Annotated in this window: 16 protein-coding genes and 3 pseudogenes; 5 read left to right on the top strand and 14 right to left on the bottom strand. The window is 43.6% G+C overall.

What is annotated here, in order from left to right; all coding sequences use genetic code 11:
* Window positions 1-28: 28 nt before the first annotated feature.
* Both MOC09_RS07600 and MOC09_RS07595 read right to left on the bottom strand, forming a co-directional pair.
* A pseudogene (locus tag MOC09_RS07600) lies at window positions 29-268 on the bottom strand (LysR family transcriptional regulator); the annotation flags it as partial.
* 129 nt (window positions 269-397) lie between these two features.
* Window positions 398-1,060, bottom strand: coding sequence for an MBL fold metallo-hydrolase (locus MOC09_RS07595; RefSeq protein ID WP_268370082.1), 663 nt, complete (start codon window positions 1,058-1,060; stop codon window positions 398-400).
* A 104-nt stretch (window positions 1,061-1,164) separates the two neighbouring features.
* Here MOC09_RS07595 and MOC09_RS07590 point away from each other — a divergent pair, with 104 nt between their 5' ends.
* The gene (locus MOC09_RS07590; protein WP_311766012.1) at window positions 1,165-1,518 is read left to right on the top strand and encodes a helix-turn-helix domain-containing protein; all 354 of its coding nucleotides are present in this window, start codon (window positions 1,165-1,167) and stop codon (window positions 1,516-1,518) included.
* A 144-nt stretch (window positions 1,519-1,662) separates the two neighbouring features.
* Here the strand turns inward: MOC09_RS07590 and MOC09_RS07585 are convergent, their stop codons facing one another.
* Window positions 1,663-2,115: a MarR family transcriptional regulator gene (locus MOC09_RS07585; RefSeq protein WP_268358632.1), complete on the bottom strand. Its 453-nt coding sequence runs from the start codon at window positions 2,113-2,115 to the stop codon at window positions 1,663-1,665.
* A 119-nt stretch (window positions 2,116-2,234) separates the two neighbouring features.
* On the opposite strand from MOC09_RS07585, the pseudogene MOC09_RS07580 reads away from it, so the two are divergent.
* The 3 genes and pseudogenes from MOC09_RS07580 to MOC09_RS07570 form a co-directional block, all read left to right on the top strand.
* Window positions 2,235-2,546: pseudogene (locus MOC09_RS07580) on the top strand (GNAT family N-acetyltransferase); the annotation flags it as partial.
* Window positions 2,539-2,727, top strand: a pseudogene (locus MOC09_RS07575) (PLP-dependent aminotransferase family protein); the annotation flags it as partial. The pseudogenes MOC09_RS07580 and MOC09_RS07575, both read left to right, overlap by 8 nt.
* A 229-nt stretch (window positions 2,728-2,956) precedes the next feature.
* A complete protein-coding gene (locus MOC09_RS07570; protein ID WP_268370080.1) occupies window positions 2,957-5,026 on the top strand; it encodes a thioredoxin domain-containing protein in 2,070 nt (689 codons plus the stop codon).
* Here MOC09_RS07570 and MOC09_RS07565 read toward each other — a convergent pair.
* A complete protein-coding gene (locus MOC09_RS07565) occupies window positions 5,023-5,922 on the bottom strand; it encodes a type II CAAX endopeptidase family protein (RefSeq protein ID WP_268370079.1) in 900 nt (299 codons plus the stop codon). The two genes, MOC09_RS07570 and MOC09_RS07565, sit on opposite strands and share 4 nt — an antisense overlap.
* A 226-nt stretch (window positions 5,923-6,148) precedes the next feature.
* Between MOC09_RS07565 and MOC09_RS07560 the strand changes: the two genes are divergently transcribed.
* Window positions 6,149-7,504, top strand: coding sequence for an MFS transporter (locus MOC09_RS07560; RefSeq protein ID WP_268358635.1), 1,356 nt, complete (start codon window positions 6,149-6,151; stop codon window positions 7,502-7,504).
* 73 nt (window positions 7,505-7,577) lie between these two features.
* Here MOC09_RS07560 and MOC09_RS07555 read toward each other — a convergent pair whose 3' ends face one another.
* The 10 genes from MOC09_RS07555 to MOC09_RS07510 all read right to left on the bottom strand — a co-directional run bounded on the left by MOC09_RS07555 (window position 7,578) and on the right by MOC09_RS07510 (window position 15,662).
* Complete coding sequence (locus MOC09_RS07555) at window positions 7,578-7,958, bottom strand: VOC family protein (RefSeq protein ID WP_268358637.1); 381 nt, start codon at window positions 7,956-7,958, stop codon at window positions 7,578-7,580.
* Window positions 7,959-8,013: 55 nt separating this feature from the next.
* Window positions 8,014-8,949 (bottom strand): LacI family DNA-binding transcriptional regulator, encoded by a 936-nt coding sequence (locus tag MOC09_RS07550; protein ID WP_268370077.1) that lies wholly within the window; start codon window positions 8,947-8,949, stop codon window positions 8,014-8,016.
* A 58-nt stretch (window positions 8,950-9,007) separates the two neighbouring features.
* Complete coding sequence (gene xth, locus MOC09_RS07545; RefSeq protein WP_268370075.1) at window positions 9,008-9,766, bottom strand: exodeoxyribonuclease III; 759 nt, start codon at window positions 9,764-9,766, stop codon at window positions 9,008-9,010.
* A gap of 59 nt (window positions 9,767-9,825) precedes the next feature.
* Window positions 9,826-10,065 (bottom strand): 30S ribosomal protein S18, encoded by a 240-nt coding sequence (gene rpsR / locus MOC09_RS07540; RefSeq protein WP_003219224.1) that lies wholly within the window; start codon window positions 10,063-10,065, stop codon window positions 9,826-9,828.
* Between the two features lie 43 nt (window positions 10,066-10,108).
* Complete coding sequence (gene ssbA, locus MOC09_RS07535) at window positions 10,109-10,627, bottom strand: single-stranded DNA-binding protein SsbA (protein ID WP_003219228.1); 519 nt, start codon at window positions 10,625-10,627, stop codon at window positions 10,109-10,111.
* A gap of 40 nt (window positions 10,628-10,667) precedes the next feature.
* Window positions 10,668-10,955 (bottom strand): 30S ribosomal protein S6, encoded by a 288-nt coding sequence (gene rpsF / locus MOC09_RS07530; protein WP_268370073.1) that lies wholly within the window; start codon window positions 10,953-10,955, stop codon window positions 10,668-10,670.
* Between the two features lie 110 nt (window positions 10,956-11,065).
* Window positions 11,066-12,166 carry a redox-regulated ATPase YchF gene (gene ychF, locus MOC09_RS07525; protein WP_268358647.1) on the bottom strand — a complete coding sequence of 367 codons (1,101 nt, stop codon included), beginning with the start codon at window positions 12,164-12,166 and terminating at the stop codon, window positions 11,066-11,068.
* A 126-nt stretch (window positions 12,167-12,292) separates the two neighbouring features.
* A complete protein-coding gene (locus tag MOC09_RS07520) occupies window positions 12,293-14,296 on the bottom strand; it encodes a molybdopterin-dependent oxidoreductase (protein WP_268370071.1) in 2,004 nt (667 codons plus the stop codon).
* A 49-nt stretch (window positions 14,297-14,345) separates the two neighbouring features.
* Window positions 14,346-14,552: a DUF951 domain-containing protein gene (locus MOC09_RS07515; RefSeq protein ID WP_166846114.1), complete on the bottom strand. Its 207-nt coding sequence runs from the start codon at window positions 14,550-14,552 to the stop codon at window positions 14,346-14,348.
* Window positions 14,553-14,645: 93 nt separating this feature from the next.
* A complete protein-coding gene (locus MOC09_RS07510; RefSeq protein WP_268370070.1) occupies window positions 14,646-15,662 on the bottom strand; it encodes a hypothetical protein in 1,017 nt (338 codons plus the stop codon).
* Between the last annotated feature and the right edge of the window lie 316 nt (window positions 15,663-15,978).

Here is a 15,978-nt window from a genome sequence, read left to right as displayed (position 1 = left end):
AAAAGGAGTGAGCCTGATCCTCACTCCTTTACTCACAAATCAAATGTAAAACAAGCTCCGCAAAAGCCTCTGCGGCAGGCAGCTGCCATTTCTTCTTTTTAAGTACAGATGAGAGTAAATCAGATCAAAGATTTCAGCATGTTGAAGGATTTTCACGGTGATATGAGGCAAAACAGAAAATCCAGGCCGCTCGTGACGTTTGTTTGATCGCTTCAATACTCCACAGCTCCATTGTTTGAAAGCTGCGTATGCCATTCTTCATAAGATAACTGTAGCTCTCTTCGGCCCGATTGACTTGTTTATATAAGAAACCCTGATCAGAACCTCATTAAAATTTTCTGAGTATGTTTAAGTTTCTCTGCACAAACCAATATTGATTGGTATGTTTTTTACTTGGTTAGTCCCTATACCTTAACACATAGCTTTTATACAACTCTTCGTTATAAAGAATTTCTTCGCCATGTGAAGAGCAAATGAGTGTTGGTTTGATTTCATCTATGATTGCGCCGCTATCGATATTATCATTCATATCGATGCTGAATTTTCTGACAGGCGGATGTAAAGCTTCCTTACTTGTCGTAAAAAGATCTCCTGTTAATAGAATACGATCGATTTGATGATGATACACGACATGCCCCGGGGAATGTCCGGGTGTTAAGTAATATTGCAGAGGCAAGTGAGCCAGCGTTTGCTCCGTCAGCGGCTGGACAATATGGGCTACCCCTGTATGCTCCAATTCATTTTTGTTCGGATATGGCGCTTCTCCATTGATATACACGAGTTCTTTTTGATGCGCATAAATCGGAAGATCAAATCTCTCTAGCCACTTTGAAGCCCCTTGAATATGATCGATGTGGCCATGAGTAAGCAAAATGGCTTTTGGATTGCCGATCGCTAACGCTGCCCTAATTTGAGCATCAGCAAAACGTTCTATCCCCGTATCAACAATATAAACATCATCACCATCTTTGATAAACCAGGTATGAACCGGGACGCGAAGGGGCACATCAAGCTCAAATTCACATTGAAAGACATGTTCTGATAGTTGTCTCAAGTTCATGCAAATCACTCCCTTTGGAAATTTTTGATATCATTACTGTAATACATCTGAGTTAGATATGTAAGGACGCACATTTTTGTAACTTACTTTGCGAGGTGACGGGTGTGGGAAACCGGTTAAATGGATTTACCGCTTGCAGTGCAGAAGTAAAAAAGGCTTGTCCTGTGGAAATGACTTTGCATATTATCGGCGGAAAATGGAAAGGAATCATCATCGATATTCTATCTCGGAAAACAGTCCGGTTTAATGAGCTGAAACGATTCATACCAGGCATTACACAAAGAATGCTGACGCTGCAGCTGAGAGAACTGGAAGCAGATGGTGTTGTGAAGAGAAAAGTAGAGCATACTGTGCCCAAGAAGGTGGAATATTCCCTAACCGAACTCGGTGAAAAGCTTTCTCCCATTATTGCATCCATGAGGACGTGGGGGAATGAGTATATGAGTGAAAATGAATGAAAATGACTTTAAAGTTTTTACAGCAAACAGAAGGGATTCCTTTTACGTGAACAGAACATTTTCAAGGCAGATTATCTTGAAAATGTTCCTATACTCCAGCAGGACGGTTCTCGCCAGGATCAGCCCGACTTGTTACGTTTTCCATTAATAATCCCTTTTGTTCCCCTTCTTCACATCTTCCCAATCACGTTCTATATTTTTCCTGACTCTGTATAGAAGTGCAGAGATTGTTTCCTTTTCCTCAGGTGTAAAACCCGACAAGGCCACTTCCGTGGAATGTTCTCCTTCTCTTCTTAACAACGGATAAACCTTTTTTCCTTTCTCAGTCGGGAACAGCTTTTTTATTTTTTTATTCTTCTCATCCGGCTGTTTTTGAATAAACCCTTGCATTTCAAGCTTCTTAATGGCCCGTGCGGCCGTTGTTCGGTCTACTTTTATCATTTCCGCCAGCTTTTCTTGAATGATTCCCGGATTTTCGTATATACGTACAAGATAGAGATACTGCCCTCTAGTTAAGTCCAACTCTTTAAATTCGATATTGCTTATGGAATCCAGCGCTCTTGCTATCATGCCGATCTCTCGCAAAATGTCATTCATTCCTAAAACCCCTCACGTACTTTTGTTGCAATTACAACAAAATTATTTTACCCTTACTATTATAAGACCACATGCATGCTGTACAGTCCAGACTCATACAGAAAAGGATGGATGGAATAATGAATATAAAAAGAATAACAACTGAAAGTGATTTACACATTGCTTTAGATATTAGAAGAACGGTATTCATCGAGGAGCAACATGTAACTGAATCCGGTGAGTTTGATGAATTTGATACGCTCCAAGATCAGTGTCAGAAATATCTTGGCATATTATGAAAATCAGCCTGTTGACACAGGCCGTGTGTGCGTCGTTGGCCATACAGCTAAGCTGGAAAGAATCTGCATCCTAAAACCTTACCGTAAGTACGGATTGGACAAAGCCTCATAAGCGGGTTAGAAAAAATAATGCAGGAAAAAGGAATTACAAATTAATTATTCAGAAGAAAGATTAATCCAACGTGCTTTAAAGTATGGAGTAAAAGTATATCCTACTAACATTTATTTCGTTAATAGAAATCCTAATAGACCAATCATAAAGTTAGGTTTCGCTCATCTCGACTTGGATGAAATAACACAGGGTGTAAAACTATTGAAAAGTGTTTGGTTGTAATACACATATCTTCGTTTTCTCGTTAAAAAATACTCCCATGCCAGCGAACCAGCAATAAACCCATAATGAAAAATAAGTTCCATCTTAAGTCTCCTTTTCAATTTACGATTTTTATATTGGTTTTATAACGCTTTTCATTCATGATTTTAGGCAGTTTTTGGAAAAGGAGAATTAAATAAATAAAATGTGGTATGTTATCTTTAGATAAATTCAGAAAGAAGGTGATCCCATGCCAAATAAAAATAAACCCAATAGATTAATCGCTGAGAAATCACCATACTTACTTCAACACGCCCACAACCCCGTAGACTGGTTCCCCTGGGGAGAAGAAGCCTTTGAAAAAGCAAAACGCGAAAACAAGCCGGTTCTCGTCAGCATCGGCTATTCGACATGTCATTGGTGCCATGTCATGGCCCACGAAAGCTTTGAGGACGAAGAAATTGCACGTCTTCTCAATGAACGGTTTGTGGCGATTAAGGTCGACAGGGAAGAGCGGCCTGATGTGGATTCTGTTTATATGAGAATCTGCCAGCTGATGACCGGGCAGGGCGGCTGGCCGCTGAATGTGTTTATTACGCCTGATCAGAAGCCGTTTTACGCGGGTACATATTTTCCAAAGACGAGTAAATTCAATCGTCCTGGCTTTGTTGATGTGCTTGAGCATCTGTCTGAGACGTTTGCGAACGATCGTGAGCATGTCGAGGATATTGCAGAAAATGCCGCTAAGCACTTGCAGACCAAAACAGCCGCAAAATCAGGCGAAGGCCTTAGCGAGTCTGCAATTCACCGGACATTTCAGCAGCTTGCCAGCGGATTTGATACGATCTACGGCGGTTTCGGGCAGGCGCCCAAATTTCCGATGCCTCATATGCTGATGTATTTGCTTCGTTATGAACACAGCACGGGGCAGGAGAACGCTCTATACAACGTGACGAAAACGCTGGACAGCATGGCGAATGGCGGCATTTACGATCATATCGGTTATGGGTTCGCCCGCTATTCAACTGATGATGAGTGGCTCGTTCCCCACTTTGAAAAAATGCTGTACGACAATGCGCTGTTGCTGACTGCTTATACAGAAGCCTATCAGGTAACACAAAATAAGCGCTATAAAAAGATTTGCGAGCAGATTATCACGTTCATCCAGCGGGAAATGACCCATGAAGACGGAAGCTTTTTCTCCGCTTTAGATGCGGACACAGAAGGAGAAGAAGGAAAGTACTACGTGTGGTCAAAGGATGAAATCCTGAAAACGCTCGGAGACGATCTTGGAACGCTGTATTGCCAAGTGTATGACATTACTGAAGAAGGAAACTTTGAAGGCAAAAATATTCCGAACCTCATTCACACAAAGCGGGAACAAATCAAAGCAGATGCCGGGTTAACCGAGGAAGAGCTCCGCCTCAAGCTTGAAAACGCAAGACAACAGCTCTTGAAGACTCGCGAAGAAAGAACCTATCCGCATGTCGATGATAAAGTGCTGACCTCATGGAATGCGCTGATGATTGCGGGTCTTGCTAAAGCGGCAAAGGTATACCAGAAACCGAAATACCTCAGCCTAGCGAAGGACGCTATCACATTTATTGAAAACAACTTAATCATCGACGGCCGTGTGATGGTCCGATATCGCGACGGTGAAGTGAAGAACAAAGGGTTTATCGATGATTACGCTTTTCTTCTATGGGCCTATCTGGATCTCTATGAAGCTTCGTTTGATCTTTCTTATTTACAAAAAGCGAAGAAACTGGCAGACGATATGATCGGCTTATTTTGGGATGAGGAGCATGGCGGATTCTATTTTTCCGGACACGATGCAGAAGCCTTAATCGTCCGGGAAAAAGAAGTGTACGACGGCGCCGTGCCTTCTGGAAACAGTGTGGCAGCCGTTCAGCTGCTGCGTCTCGGACAAGTCACAGGCGACTTATCACTGATTGAAAAAGCAGAAACGATGTTTTCCGTATTCAAGCCGGACATCGACGCGTATCCGAGCGGCCATGCTTTCTTTATGCAAAGTGTGTTAAGGCATCTGATGCCTAAAAAAGAAATCGTTATTTTTGGCAGCGCAGACGATCCAGCCAGAAAACAAATTATAGCGGAGCTTCAAAAAGCCTTTAAGCCCAACGACTCCATTCTGGTGGCGGAGCATCCTGATCAATGCAAAGACATTGCCCCCTTCGCGGCAGACTACCGCATCATAGACGGCAAAACAACCGTGTATATTTGTGAAAACTTCGCCTGCCAGCAGCCGACAACAAATATTGAAGAAGCCATCCAAACATTAATAAGCAGCAGGGATTAAATTCCTTGCTGCTTGCTTTTTGATTTCTTATGGTACCATAACGCGATCCCCGCAAAAACAAGATTGACCGTTATCGTAAATAAAGCCTCCCACATCGGGTTCCCCCGCGTAACCGTAAATAAAGAGGGTATTCCTCCATACACACTGTTTTTTTCTGTGAAAAACATACACAAAAACATATTATTGGCGGCATGGGCGCCAAGTGATATTTCAATACTCCCTGTTTTAATCGTGTAATAGGTCCACACAAAACCAAATGTTAAATACTCAATTCCTGCCCAGACAGCGCCGTTGTTCATTTCTGGATTAGCAAAATGCAATACGCCAAACAATCCTCCGACAATCAATGTCAAGATCAGAGGGTTTTTCGTTACTCTTCCGAAAGCCTGAAGCAAAAATCCCCTGAAAAACAGTTCCTCAGCTGATGTTTGAAACGGAACCAAAATGAGGGCGGCCGCTAACAGCCAAATAAACCGTGATGCATCAAACTCCTGCATTGAATAGCTGCCAGGGTGAATCGCAAAATCAATTAATTGTACGGCGATCATCAGCAAGAAGTATGCAATAAAGCCAAACAAAATTCTCCGCCAATTGATCTTTGCATTTGGTGTAATCACAGTTCGGAAAGGCCGTTTCAGAATGAAACGCACAGCCAGCCATACTCCTGGAATCGCAAATAAATAAATGACATGGGACAAATAAAGATCAACCAGAGGATCACTCAGCACAGCTTCATCCAGATCAAACGTGATATCGGGATTCACAATAACCGTAAACAGTATAGCGAAAAGGTAAGCAATATTCCCGAATAGATATAACCCTACCATCACCAAAAAGGAGAAAAAGTATCTCCACAACGTATTGTTTCCTTCTAGAGGACGGATAAATGAATTCATTCCTTCTATGTCTCTTCCTTTCAATGAGAATATTCCTATATATTTGCATAAATTGGCCTATGAATCTACTATTTTGGAAATCTTTTAAGCCAAAATGACAAAAAAAGTGTGAATTTAGTTCTCCCATCTAGTGATTTGAACTCTGTCGCCAATGAACCAAGATACTTATAATATTCACAAGAGGGGAATTTTCAGTCTTTTCTCACTACTCAAAAGGGGGTTTTTTATGAATACGATCTTTAAACAGAAAAATACACATCCTTTCTCAAACGCAGCGAATCGTTTAGACCGCCTTCCGATTTCGCGTGTTCACTTCCAAGTATTAACCGCTCTCGGCATTGTTTATTTCTTCGATCTTGCAGATTTATTTACCCTCAGCAATGTAGCGCCGGCACTGATTGAACATTGGGGCATCCCGCTTTCAACCATTGCCAATGTAACAGCGGCTTCGTTTTTAGGCATGTTTTTAGGCGCCTCATTAGGAGGAAGGCTGTCGGATCGAATTGGCCGAAAAAAAGCCTTAAATCTATTTGTCTTTGTTTTCTCAATTGCATCGCTATGCAATGCCGCAGCATGGGACATCCCGTCTTTAATGATATTCCGTTTTCTCACCGGGTTTGGCGTCGCAGCCGCCATGGTCATTACCAATAGCTATTTGGCGGAAATTTTCCCTTCCAGTGTCCGCGGAAAATATATATCTTTCTGTGCCATGATTGGATTGATCGGCGTTCCAATTACCAATATTGTGTCTGCCTTTGTCATTCCACTCGGCTCATGGGGATGGAGGCTTGTGTTTGTATGGGGTGCCGTCGGCCTTATTTATTTTTTCTTCATCCGCCGGCTGGAAGAATCACCTCGCTGGCATGAAAATCGCGGTGAATATGCGAAGGCCGATGCGATCCTCAACCGTATTGAAGCACAGGTTGAAAAGGAGAAAGGCCCGCTTCCAGCACCAGCCCAGCCTAAAGTAAGTGAAACTGTTCAGAAACATGCTGGTTACGCAGGATTATTGAAAGGAAGAAACCTCAAAATCACCATCGTTTTATCTGCTGTATGGATTTTTGAAACGTTTGGATTTTACGGATTTGCCTCATGGGTTCCAAGCCTGTTAAAAAGCAATGGCGTCACCATGGAAAATACGTTGTGGTATAACGTATTGCACTCCGTCGGCGCTCCGCTGGGCGCACTGCTCGGTTCAATGATTTCTGAAAGATTTCAAAGAAAATGGATTTTAGCCGCCAGCGCGTTTCTGACAGCCATCGCCGGTCTCTTATACGGCATGACTTTTATTCCGATCATGATCATTGTGTTTGGCTTTATCGTGAATATCACGGAACGGGTTTTCACCTCGAACTTATACGCTTATACGTCAGAACCTTATCCGACTGAATACCGTTCGTCCGGCAGCGGTTTAGCCTATGGCCTCGGCCGCTTTTCAAACATTTTCGGCTCACTGCTTGTCGGGTTTATCGCTGTTCAGCTCGGCTATGTCAGCGTCTTTTTATTTATCGGCGGATGCTGGCTCGCGTGCTCCTTGCTGTTAATTTGCTTCGGTCCTAATACGAACGCAAAACAGATTTAAAAAAAAGTCAGTGCGGATCTGCCGCACTGATCTCACTGCATTTCCTCAACTTCCTCGCGGGGTTTCCGCGATGTCAAATTGTAATCTCAATCAAATTCCCTTCATCATCTTCAATCACACTTTCATAGTAGCCGTCTCCGGTTGTCCTTGGGCCGTTGACTACTGCAAAACCATCCTTCTTCAATCGATCAGTCAGTTCATCAACCTTCTCCCGGCTTCCAACGGAAAAGGCAATGTGTGCCCAGCCTGTCATTGTTTGTGAAGGCGGGTCAGTCACATTCCCTTTATTCATAATTTCCAGCCTTGCTCCGGAATCAAACGTAATAAAATAAGACTTAAAATCTTTTTTCTCATTATGATACAAATCATTCGCTTCGCCATTAAAATACGTTTCATAAAAAGACTTCATTCGCTCTAAATCTTTGACCCAGATCGCTGTATGTTCAATCCGCATGTCTTCCTCCTCCTTCACCTTCACTGAAGTTATAAGGTATGAAATGCATTTCAGTTCAAGCCTTTTTCTCAAATTGATGCTGAATTTTAATATCAACGGGTTCATCCTGCAAAAATAGGGAAAATGCTGCGATGCCGAGCTGCTCAAGATTCAAATCAAGCGACGGAAAACCGAGAACACGGCTGATAGAAGAATTCCCCTCACCGATGATTTCAACATCCCATTTATTCTTTTGGGCAAATACGTGAATTCCAGCTGCCACTTCATCACTATTTGCATAAATAGCCGTTGGAACCTGTCGGCTATTATAAAAGTGTTTAGCTGCCCGCTCACCGTCATTCATATCGTTGCATCCGGACAGCATATGACGGTTCTCCAGGGTCCCGCAGACGGCTTTATAGGCCGCAGCTTTATCAGCGGTGCTCGGACTCCTGTCGGCTTCTCTGACGCACGTAAAAGCGATATTCTCATGTCCGCGGCTCTTTAGATAGCGAAAGCTCTCTGCATAAGCAGTCTTTCTGTCGTTGTACGCACAAGGCACATCAATGTCGCTGGTATCCTCACAAGCGATGATCGGCCCATACTCCTGATAAGCGATAATGCTGTCCCAGTCATTGGCACGGGATGTAATAATGAGACCATCTATTTTCTTCGTTCTTAACAGCTCTAAATATTTGATTTCAATAGCGGGGTTATAATTGGTGGGGAGGAGGGTCGTTGCGTATTCATGCTGAAAGGCCGCCTTGGTGATCCCGTTTATGATTTTATCAAAGCAGGGATGGTCGTTATAAGGCAGAATCACACCGACCGTATGGGTTTTCCCGCGAATGAGATCGATTGCAGTTCGATTTGGTGTGTAATCTAATTCCTTTATGACTTGATGAACATGTCTTCTCTTTTCTTCAGACACGTACGGATGATGATTCAATACACGTGAAACAGTCGAAACAGATACATTTGCCAGTCTCGCAATCTCTTTTATGTTTGCCATCTCTTTCTCCTTTTTCAAATAAAAAAGCAGTAAGTGTAAAATCCTTACTGCTATCACATCATATATTGATCATAAGTTCAACAGGACAATGGTCGGAACCCATGACGTCTGCTGATATGCCGGCATCCTCAATCTGTTCCTTAAGCCTTTCAGAAACAATAAAATAATCGATGCGCCATCCAATATTTCTGTCCCGGGCGCCGGCACGGTACGACCACCAGGAATAAGCGCCTTCAAGATCTGGATAGACATGACGGAAGGAGTCAATAAATCCAGCTTCCAAGAAACGAGTGAATGCTCCTCTTTCTTGATCTGAAAACCCAGCGTTATTCCGGTTCGCCTTTGGATTCTTCAAATCAATTTCCTGATGCGCTACATTCAAATCACCGCATAAAATGACTGGTTTTTTCTTGTCCAATTCGAGGATATATGATAATAAAGCCTCTTCCCATTGCATACGATAATCGATCCGCTCCAATCCTCTTTTAGAATTAGGCGTGTAAACGGTCATCACAAACACGTTTTCAAACTCCAGCGTAATCACTCTGCCTTCTTGGTCATGCTCTTCTATTCCGATACCGTACATGACACGCAGCGGCTCTTGTTTTGAAAAAACAGCCGTGCCAGAGTATCCTTTTTTTACTGCATAATTCCAATACACATGATAGCCATCAGGCTGAAGATCAACCTGGCCGGCCTGTATCTTCGTTTCCTGAAGACATATGATATCTGCATCCTCTTCTTTCAAATAAGAGAGGAAGTCCATCTTTCTCATGACAGCCCGCAGGCCGTTTACATTCCAAGAAATCAGCTTCATGTTCATCCCCCTATAAAAAAGAGCAAGAACCCGAAGGCCCTTGCTCTTTACGTATCAGCTTACTCACCGCTTACGTACGGAAGTAAAGCCATTTGACGAGCGCGTTTGATCGCTGCAGTCAATTTACGTTGGTATTTAGCGTTTGTTCCAGTTACACGACGTGGTAAAATTTTACCGCGCTCAGAAACAAACTTTTTAAGAAGATCTACATCTTTGTAGTCGATGTGCGTGATACCGTTAGAAGTGAAATAACACACTTTACGGCGTTTCGCACGACCGCCTCTGCGTCCTCCTGCCATTGTCATTTCCCTCCTTTCTTTTTCATTTTAGGCGATAATCACATTAGAATGGAAGATCATCATCCGAGATGTCAATCGGTTTGCCATCGTTGGCAAATGGGTCATCATTAAAGCTATTCCCCTGATTTCGTCTCTGGTTGTTTTGATTTCCGCCGAATGGATTATCGTTTTGGCCTCCGCCAAAGTACTGGCCTCCGCCGCTGTTTCCTTCGTTGTATCCACCTGAACCAGAACCGCCGCCGTTTTTCGGCTCAAGAAATTGAACACTTTCAGCTTGGACCTCGGTCACGAAGACACGCTGTCCTTGCTGGTTTTCATAATTTCTTGTTTGTAAACGGCCATCTACGCCTGCAAGGCTCCCTTTTTTCAGGAAGTTTGCAACGTTTTCGGCTTGTCTTCTCCAAGTGACACAATTAATGAAATCGGCCTCACGTTCTCCGGACTGGTTCGTAAAAGTACGATTCACAGCAAGAGTAAACGTAGCAACAGCCGCACCGTTTGGCGTATAACGAAGCTCTGGGTCTTTTGTCAGTCTTCCGACTAATACAACTCGGTTAAGCATAAGAAAGACCACCTTTTACCATTATATATTTCAATATTGCTTACTCTTCTTCTTTAACAACAATGTGGCGAATGATATCGTCACTGATCTTAGCTAGACGGTCAAATTCTTGAACTGCCGCAGCTTCAGATTGAACGTTTACGATTTGGTAGAAACCGTCGCGGAAATCTTTGATTTCGTAAGCAAGACGACGTTTACCCCAATCCTTTGTTCCAGTGATCTCCGCACCGTTAGAAGTCAGAACGTTGTTGAAACGTTCGATAACTGCTTTTTTAGACTCATCGTCAATGTTTGGGCGGATAATGTACATAACTTCGTACTTTCTCATCTGTTTGCACCTCCTTTTGGACTAAGCGGCCCATAATGGGCAAGGAGCAATAATTCTATTACTCACAATTTTATATTATACCAAAGCTCTTGTCCCTTTACAACTGCATCCTATACATTAAATCGGAAATGAATGACATCTCCGTCTTGGACCACATATTCTTTTCCTTCGAGACGGACTTTTCCTGCTTCTTTGGCTCCTGCCATGCCGCCTCCCGCAAGAAGATCCTCATAAGCAACAGTTTCAGCACGAATGAAGCCGCGCTCAAAGTCACTATGAATAATTCCTGCACACTCAGGGGCTTTCATGCCCTTTTTGAACGTCCAAGCTCTCACTTCCTGTTCACCTGCTGTGAAATATGTTGCAAGGCCTAGAAGGGAGTAAGATGCTTTGATCAGCTGATCTAAGCCTGATTCTTCGATACCCAGCTCCTCTAGGAACATTTGCTTTTCTTCGCCTTCAAGCTCAGCGATTTCAGATTCGATTTTCGCACACACAACGATAACTTCCGCATTTTCGCCGGCAGCATATTCACGAATCTTCGCTACATACTCATTGTCAGACGGATCAGCCACTTCATCTTCGCTCACATTCGCTACGTACAAAATAGGCTTAGATGTAAGTAAATGAAGCTGTTTCACAAGCTTTTGCTGCTCGTCAGTAAACTCAACAGAACGGGCTGGCTTTTCGTTCTCAAACGCTTCTTTCAGTTTAGACAAAATCTCAAACTCAAACACAGCGTCTTTATCTTTTTGCTTCGCAAGTTTGCTGACGCGTGTAATCCGCTTTTCAACCGTTTCCATGTCCGCGAGAACCAGTTCAAGATTAATCGTTTCAATGTCATCAATCGGATCAACTTTTCCGGAAACGTGTGTTATGTTGTCATCAGAAAAAGCGCGGACAACGTGGCAAATTGCATCAACCTGGCGAATGTGGGAAAGAAATTTATTTCCGAGCCCTTCTCCTTTGGATGCGCCTTTCACGATACCTGCAATATCAGTAAATTCAAAAGCAGTTGGCACAGTCTTCTTCGGTTTGACCAGCTCAGTCAGCTTTTGCAGACGTTCGTCGGGTACTTCTACAATTCCCACGTTCGGATCAATTGTACAGAACGGGTAGTTGGCTGATTCGGCACCGGCCTGAGTAATTGCGTTAAATAGTGTTGATTTCCCGACGTTTGGCAAACCAACAATTCCAGCTGTTAAAGCCATTCTTTCATCTCCTCTATATAAAACCATCATTGTATAAACGTATTTTGAACCTAGAGCAATTATAAGGAGGTTCACTGGAAAAGACAAGCTGACAAAACTGCATTTTCAGCCTGCCAATCCCTTTGATTATGCTTTTTTCAAGCCTACTAAACAGTCAAAAAGCGTACTTCCCATGCCATTATCGGAATTTGTATCATTTGTAAGCGCATTGACTGAACCTCCAAAAGCCGCCCACATGCCTTCATCTATATTAATCGTCTTCGGATGAGCCTGCTTCATCACTTTCACCTTGCCCGCCAAGCGCCCGCGGTCATTAAAGACAGCAACCTCGTCTCCGTCCTGAAGATTCTGCTCAGCCGCTATATCCGGAGAAATATCCACTTGAATGTGCTGAAGCTTTTCAATAAACGGCACATGCTGCGAATGGTTAGAGCGCTGCGGGTGAATTGATAAAAGTGTGTAAGGATACTTTTCAGCTAACTCCTCATTATGGAATACAGATTCTTCAGGCACATGTAATTGAAGCAAACCGCTCAATCCTTTTTCCTCAGCTAGCGACGAAGTAAATTCATATTTGCCGCTCGGCGTCAGGAACTTATAATCATCCCATGGCACCTGCTTAACTGGAAGAGGGAGGTGCCCTTTTTCTTTCAATCGCTCCAGTGTCACATCCTCAGTTTCCAATGAAGAAAGCCCCATCTCCAAAAACTCGTCAGTACTGTATTCAAACAGCTCACCAAATCCGAGGCGTTTTGCAAGCTCTGACCAAATCCAGCTGTCCGGCTTCGCTTCCCCTTGCGGCTCCACAAGCTTCTTCCCGTACTGAACGTAATGATGATACATACTAGAATAGTAGATATCCTCTTCTTCAAAAACAGTGGCTGTCGGCAGCACATAATCACACAGCTTTGCCGTATCTGTCATGATAGAATCAATCGCCACCGTCATTGGCACGTTTTCAAACGCTTGTCTTACCTTATTGGTATTCGGCACCTGAGTCAGCGGGTTCCCGCACGTCACAATGATCATCTCAATCGCTGGATCAGAAGCCGTCAACACCTCTTCAGCCTGTGTCATCATTGAAAACGAACGCGACGTTGTTTTTAATTCCGGCAGTGTCAGCTTCGTTTTTGCAAAGCTCTCCCCAACCTGGACATTCCCGAAATTTGCGCCGCCGCCTTTGATTCCAACATTTCCGCTTGCCGCAACGAGTGCATCAATCCAGCGAATCGTTTCGCCGCCGTTTTTATATCGCTGCATGCCAAGCCCCATAAAGGTGGACACCGGGCCGTCAGCATACAAACCAGCCAGAAACTCCAGCTCCTCCATTGAAGTTTCTGTTTTCACAATAAACTCCTCTAAAGAAACGCTGTCCAAAAGCTCTTTTACATCATCAAAACCGACAGAGTGCTCAGAAATAAACGTCTCATCCGTTCTTCCTGTCTCAATCAGAACCTTCAACACAGCCGCCGCAAGCCATCCATCCATTCCAGGCTTTACAGAGATATAGCGGTCTGCAAGCTTGGCAGTCGGGTTGAAGATCGGATCAATCACTGTAAGCGTGGCACCCTTTTTCTTTACCTGCTGCAAATGATGGTATAAGTGCATATTCGTTCTCGATACATTTCTTCCCCACACCACAACATGCTTGCTGTTGTAAATATCAAGCGGGCCGTGCCCATATGAACGTCCGAAATCCCAGCTTTGCGCCTCGATACCGGAGCCCCAGCATATGCTCCCGACAATTTCAGTCACGCCGCCATATCCATTAAAAAAACGCTGATCTAGCGCTTTTAACAAACCGTTATTGGCATAATCATGGCTGTGCAAAACAGCAGTCGTTTCTGACGTTTCCTTGATCTCCCGAAGCTTATCGGCAATTTCATCTAGCGCCTGCTCCCAGGAAATCCGCACAAACTCGCCATTTTGTTTTTTCATCGGATAGCGAAGCCGCTCAGGCGAATTTGTTTTTGTCTCAAGCATTCTGCCGCGGCCGCAGATTTTGCCTTCCGTAATCGGGTGGTTCGGATCTCCGTCCACTTTTGTTACCTTTCCGTCATCAACCGTCACCAAAAAGCCGCAGCTGTCCCAGCAATTCAGCGGACATGCTGACTGATGCACTTTGCTCATCGCCGTCTTCTCCTTACCTTCTATATGAAAAAGCATGAGTGCCAGCCTTTTACGAAGTAGGCTCCTCATGCTTAATTAGTACTTTTTTTAGTTTTCTTTCAAATTCTTTTCTCGGAATCATCACACTGTGAGAACATCCCTCACACTTAATTCGAATATCCATTCCCATGCGTATAATTTTCCAGCTGTTCGCGCCGCATGGATGCGGTTTTTTCATTTCTACAACATCATTCAGGCCAAAGTCTTTATCCGCCAAGACCCTTCACCTCTTTTCATAAACTGCTGTATCTATTGTACAAAAAAACTGATCATAAGAGCAATCAAGATATCCGAAAAGAGAGAGATCCTCTTATTTCCATTTACTCAAAATAGGATATAACAGCAAACAAACCAACAAATACAAATTCAGCATCCCGTATATCGGGTACAAAAACGCGATCAAATCAGAAAAGCCGAAAGAAGTAAAAGGCACCATCAACGCTAATAGAATCAACACAATCATCCATCTCGGCAAATGAACAAACGCCATCAGCCGGCTGGACAGCCCCAGCAACCCTGCTACCGTCGTCGTGTAAATCGCCAGGCACAGCACCGCTGTCATACATAAAAAAAGAAGATAAGGCGCACCCTCCAGAACAGCGAACAACGGTATTTCAAACTGAGAAAGGGAGCCAGCCAGCTCCACTAACGTTTCATTATAAACAAAAGAGATCACGCCAAAAAAAAGTCCGCTTGCCACACTTGCAATCTTCGCTTCTCCGAGTCCTTTCATTTCTTTCCCAACTGAGGATAAAATCGCGACAACTGAAAGGATGTTTAAAGAGGTAAAGGTAATGCTTGCAGGCCAGTTATACTGCCGAGTCAAATCAATCGTCCACGTATGGTGATGCGTGCTCTGAAAGGAAATCAGCGCATACAGCAGCCCCGCTACTAAAACAGGTATTAAAATGCCATTCACTGATAATATTCCTTTCACATCCCAGAAAAACAAACACACTGTCACAATGCAAATCAGCGCGATTCCCCACCAGAAAGGAAGCTTGTACATTTGAAGTGTCACACCGCCTCCGGCAATCATCACCATAGTCGTCGAAAACAAATAGAAAATGATGAGGACATCATAAACTTTCGCCAGCCATGGTCCCATCAAATGTTCCAGAACCGGCAGAAAATGAGTGGATTGAACCTTAAAGCTGATTTTCATCACAATATAAGACGTGAAAATGAACATGATTGTAAACAACACAATAGCAAGGCCGCTTTCCGCCCCAAAAAACTGCCAAATCTCCTGACCGCTCGCATATCCGGCCCCGATCAGGCTCCCTAATATGAGCAGCATCCACTTCATTCCGGCTCTCCACAACATCATCACCTCATAGCACAGAGTTCAGCTGTTCCCGTTATTGCTACTATATAAATAACAGAAAGCAAACATGCCATATTTTCACAGACATTGGCCACAAGGTGAAATTATCATACGAAATACACATAAAAATACTGCCGATGAAGGCAGTCTAAAATGGGATATTAGTTTGTCCGCGGAAATAAGGAAAGACCCTCTGCATGCATCTTCCCCAGCATCCTAACCTTTTTCGGTATGGCCCTATCCCAATATAAACATCTATTCATTATCAACTGTTTTGTCAGCAGACCACAGCTTGATCATCATCGAGGCATCGGGG

Origin of the sequence: Bacillus sp. N12A5, assembly GCF_026790125.1 — a bacterium.
GTDB lineage: Bacteria > Bacillota > Bacilli > Bacillales > Bacillaceae > Bacillus.
The sequence above is the reverse complement of the archived record's forward strand: the minus strand, read 5'-3'. Positions and strand labels throughout refer to the sequence as shown.

Coding starts and splice junctions, on each gene's coding strand:
- MOC09_RS07595 (WP_268370082.1), bottom strand. CDS start 1,060: ATGAACTTGAGACAACTATCAGAACATGTCTTTCAATGTGAATTTGAG.
- MOC09_RS07585 (WP_268358632.1), bottom strand. CDS start 2,115: ATGAATGACATTTTGCGAGAGATCGGCATGATAGCAAGAGCGCTGGAT.
- MOC09_RS07570 (WP_268370080.1), top strand. CDS start 2,957: ATGCCAAATAAAAATAAACCCAATAGATTAATCGCTGAGAAATCACCA.
- MOC09_RS07565 (WP_268370079.1), bottom strand. CDS start 5,922: ATGAATTCATTTATCCGTCCTCTAGAAGGAAACAATACGTTGTGGAGA.
- MOC09_RS07560 (WP_268358635.1), top strand. CDS start 6,149: ATGAATACGATCTTTAAACAGAAAAATACACATCCTTTCTCAAACGCA.
- MOC09_RS07555 (WP_268358637.1), bottom strand. CDS start 7,958: ATGCGGATTGAACATACAGCGATCTGGGTCAAAGATTTAGAGCGAATG.
- MOC09_RS07550 (WP_268370077.1), bottom strand. CDS start 8,949: ATGGCAAACATAAAAGAGATTGCGAGACTGGCAAATGTATCTGTTTCG.
- xth (WP_268370075.1), bottom strand. CDS start 9,766: ATGAAGCTGATTTCTTGGAATGTAAACGGCCTGCGGGCTGTCATGAGA.
- rpsR (WP_003219224.1), bottom strand. CDS start 10,065: ATGGCAGGAGGACGCAGAGGCGGTCGTGCGAAACGCCGTAAAGTGTGT.
- ssbA (WP_003219228.1), bottom strand. CDS start 10,627: ATGCTTAACCGAGTTGTATTAGTCGGAAGACTGACAAAAGACCCAGAG.
- rpsF (WP_268370073.1), bottom strand. CDS start 10,955: ATGAGAAAGTACGAAGTTATGTACATTATCCGCCCAAACATTGACGAT.
- ychF (WP_268358647.1), bottom strand. CDS start 12,166: ATGGCTTTAACAGCTGGAATTGTTGGTTTGCCAAACGTCGGGAAATCA.
- MOC09_RS07520 (WP_268370071.1), bottom strand. CDS start 14,296: ATGAGCAAAGTGCATCAGTCAGCATGTCCGCTGAATTGCTGGGACAGC.
- MOC09_RS07510 (WP_268370070.1), bottom strand. CDS start 15,662: ATGTTGTGGAGAGCCGGAATGAAGTGGATGCTGCTCATATTAGGGAGC.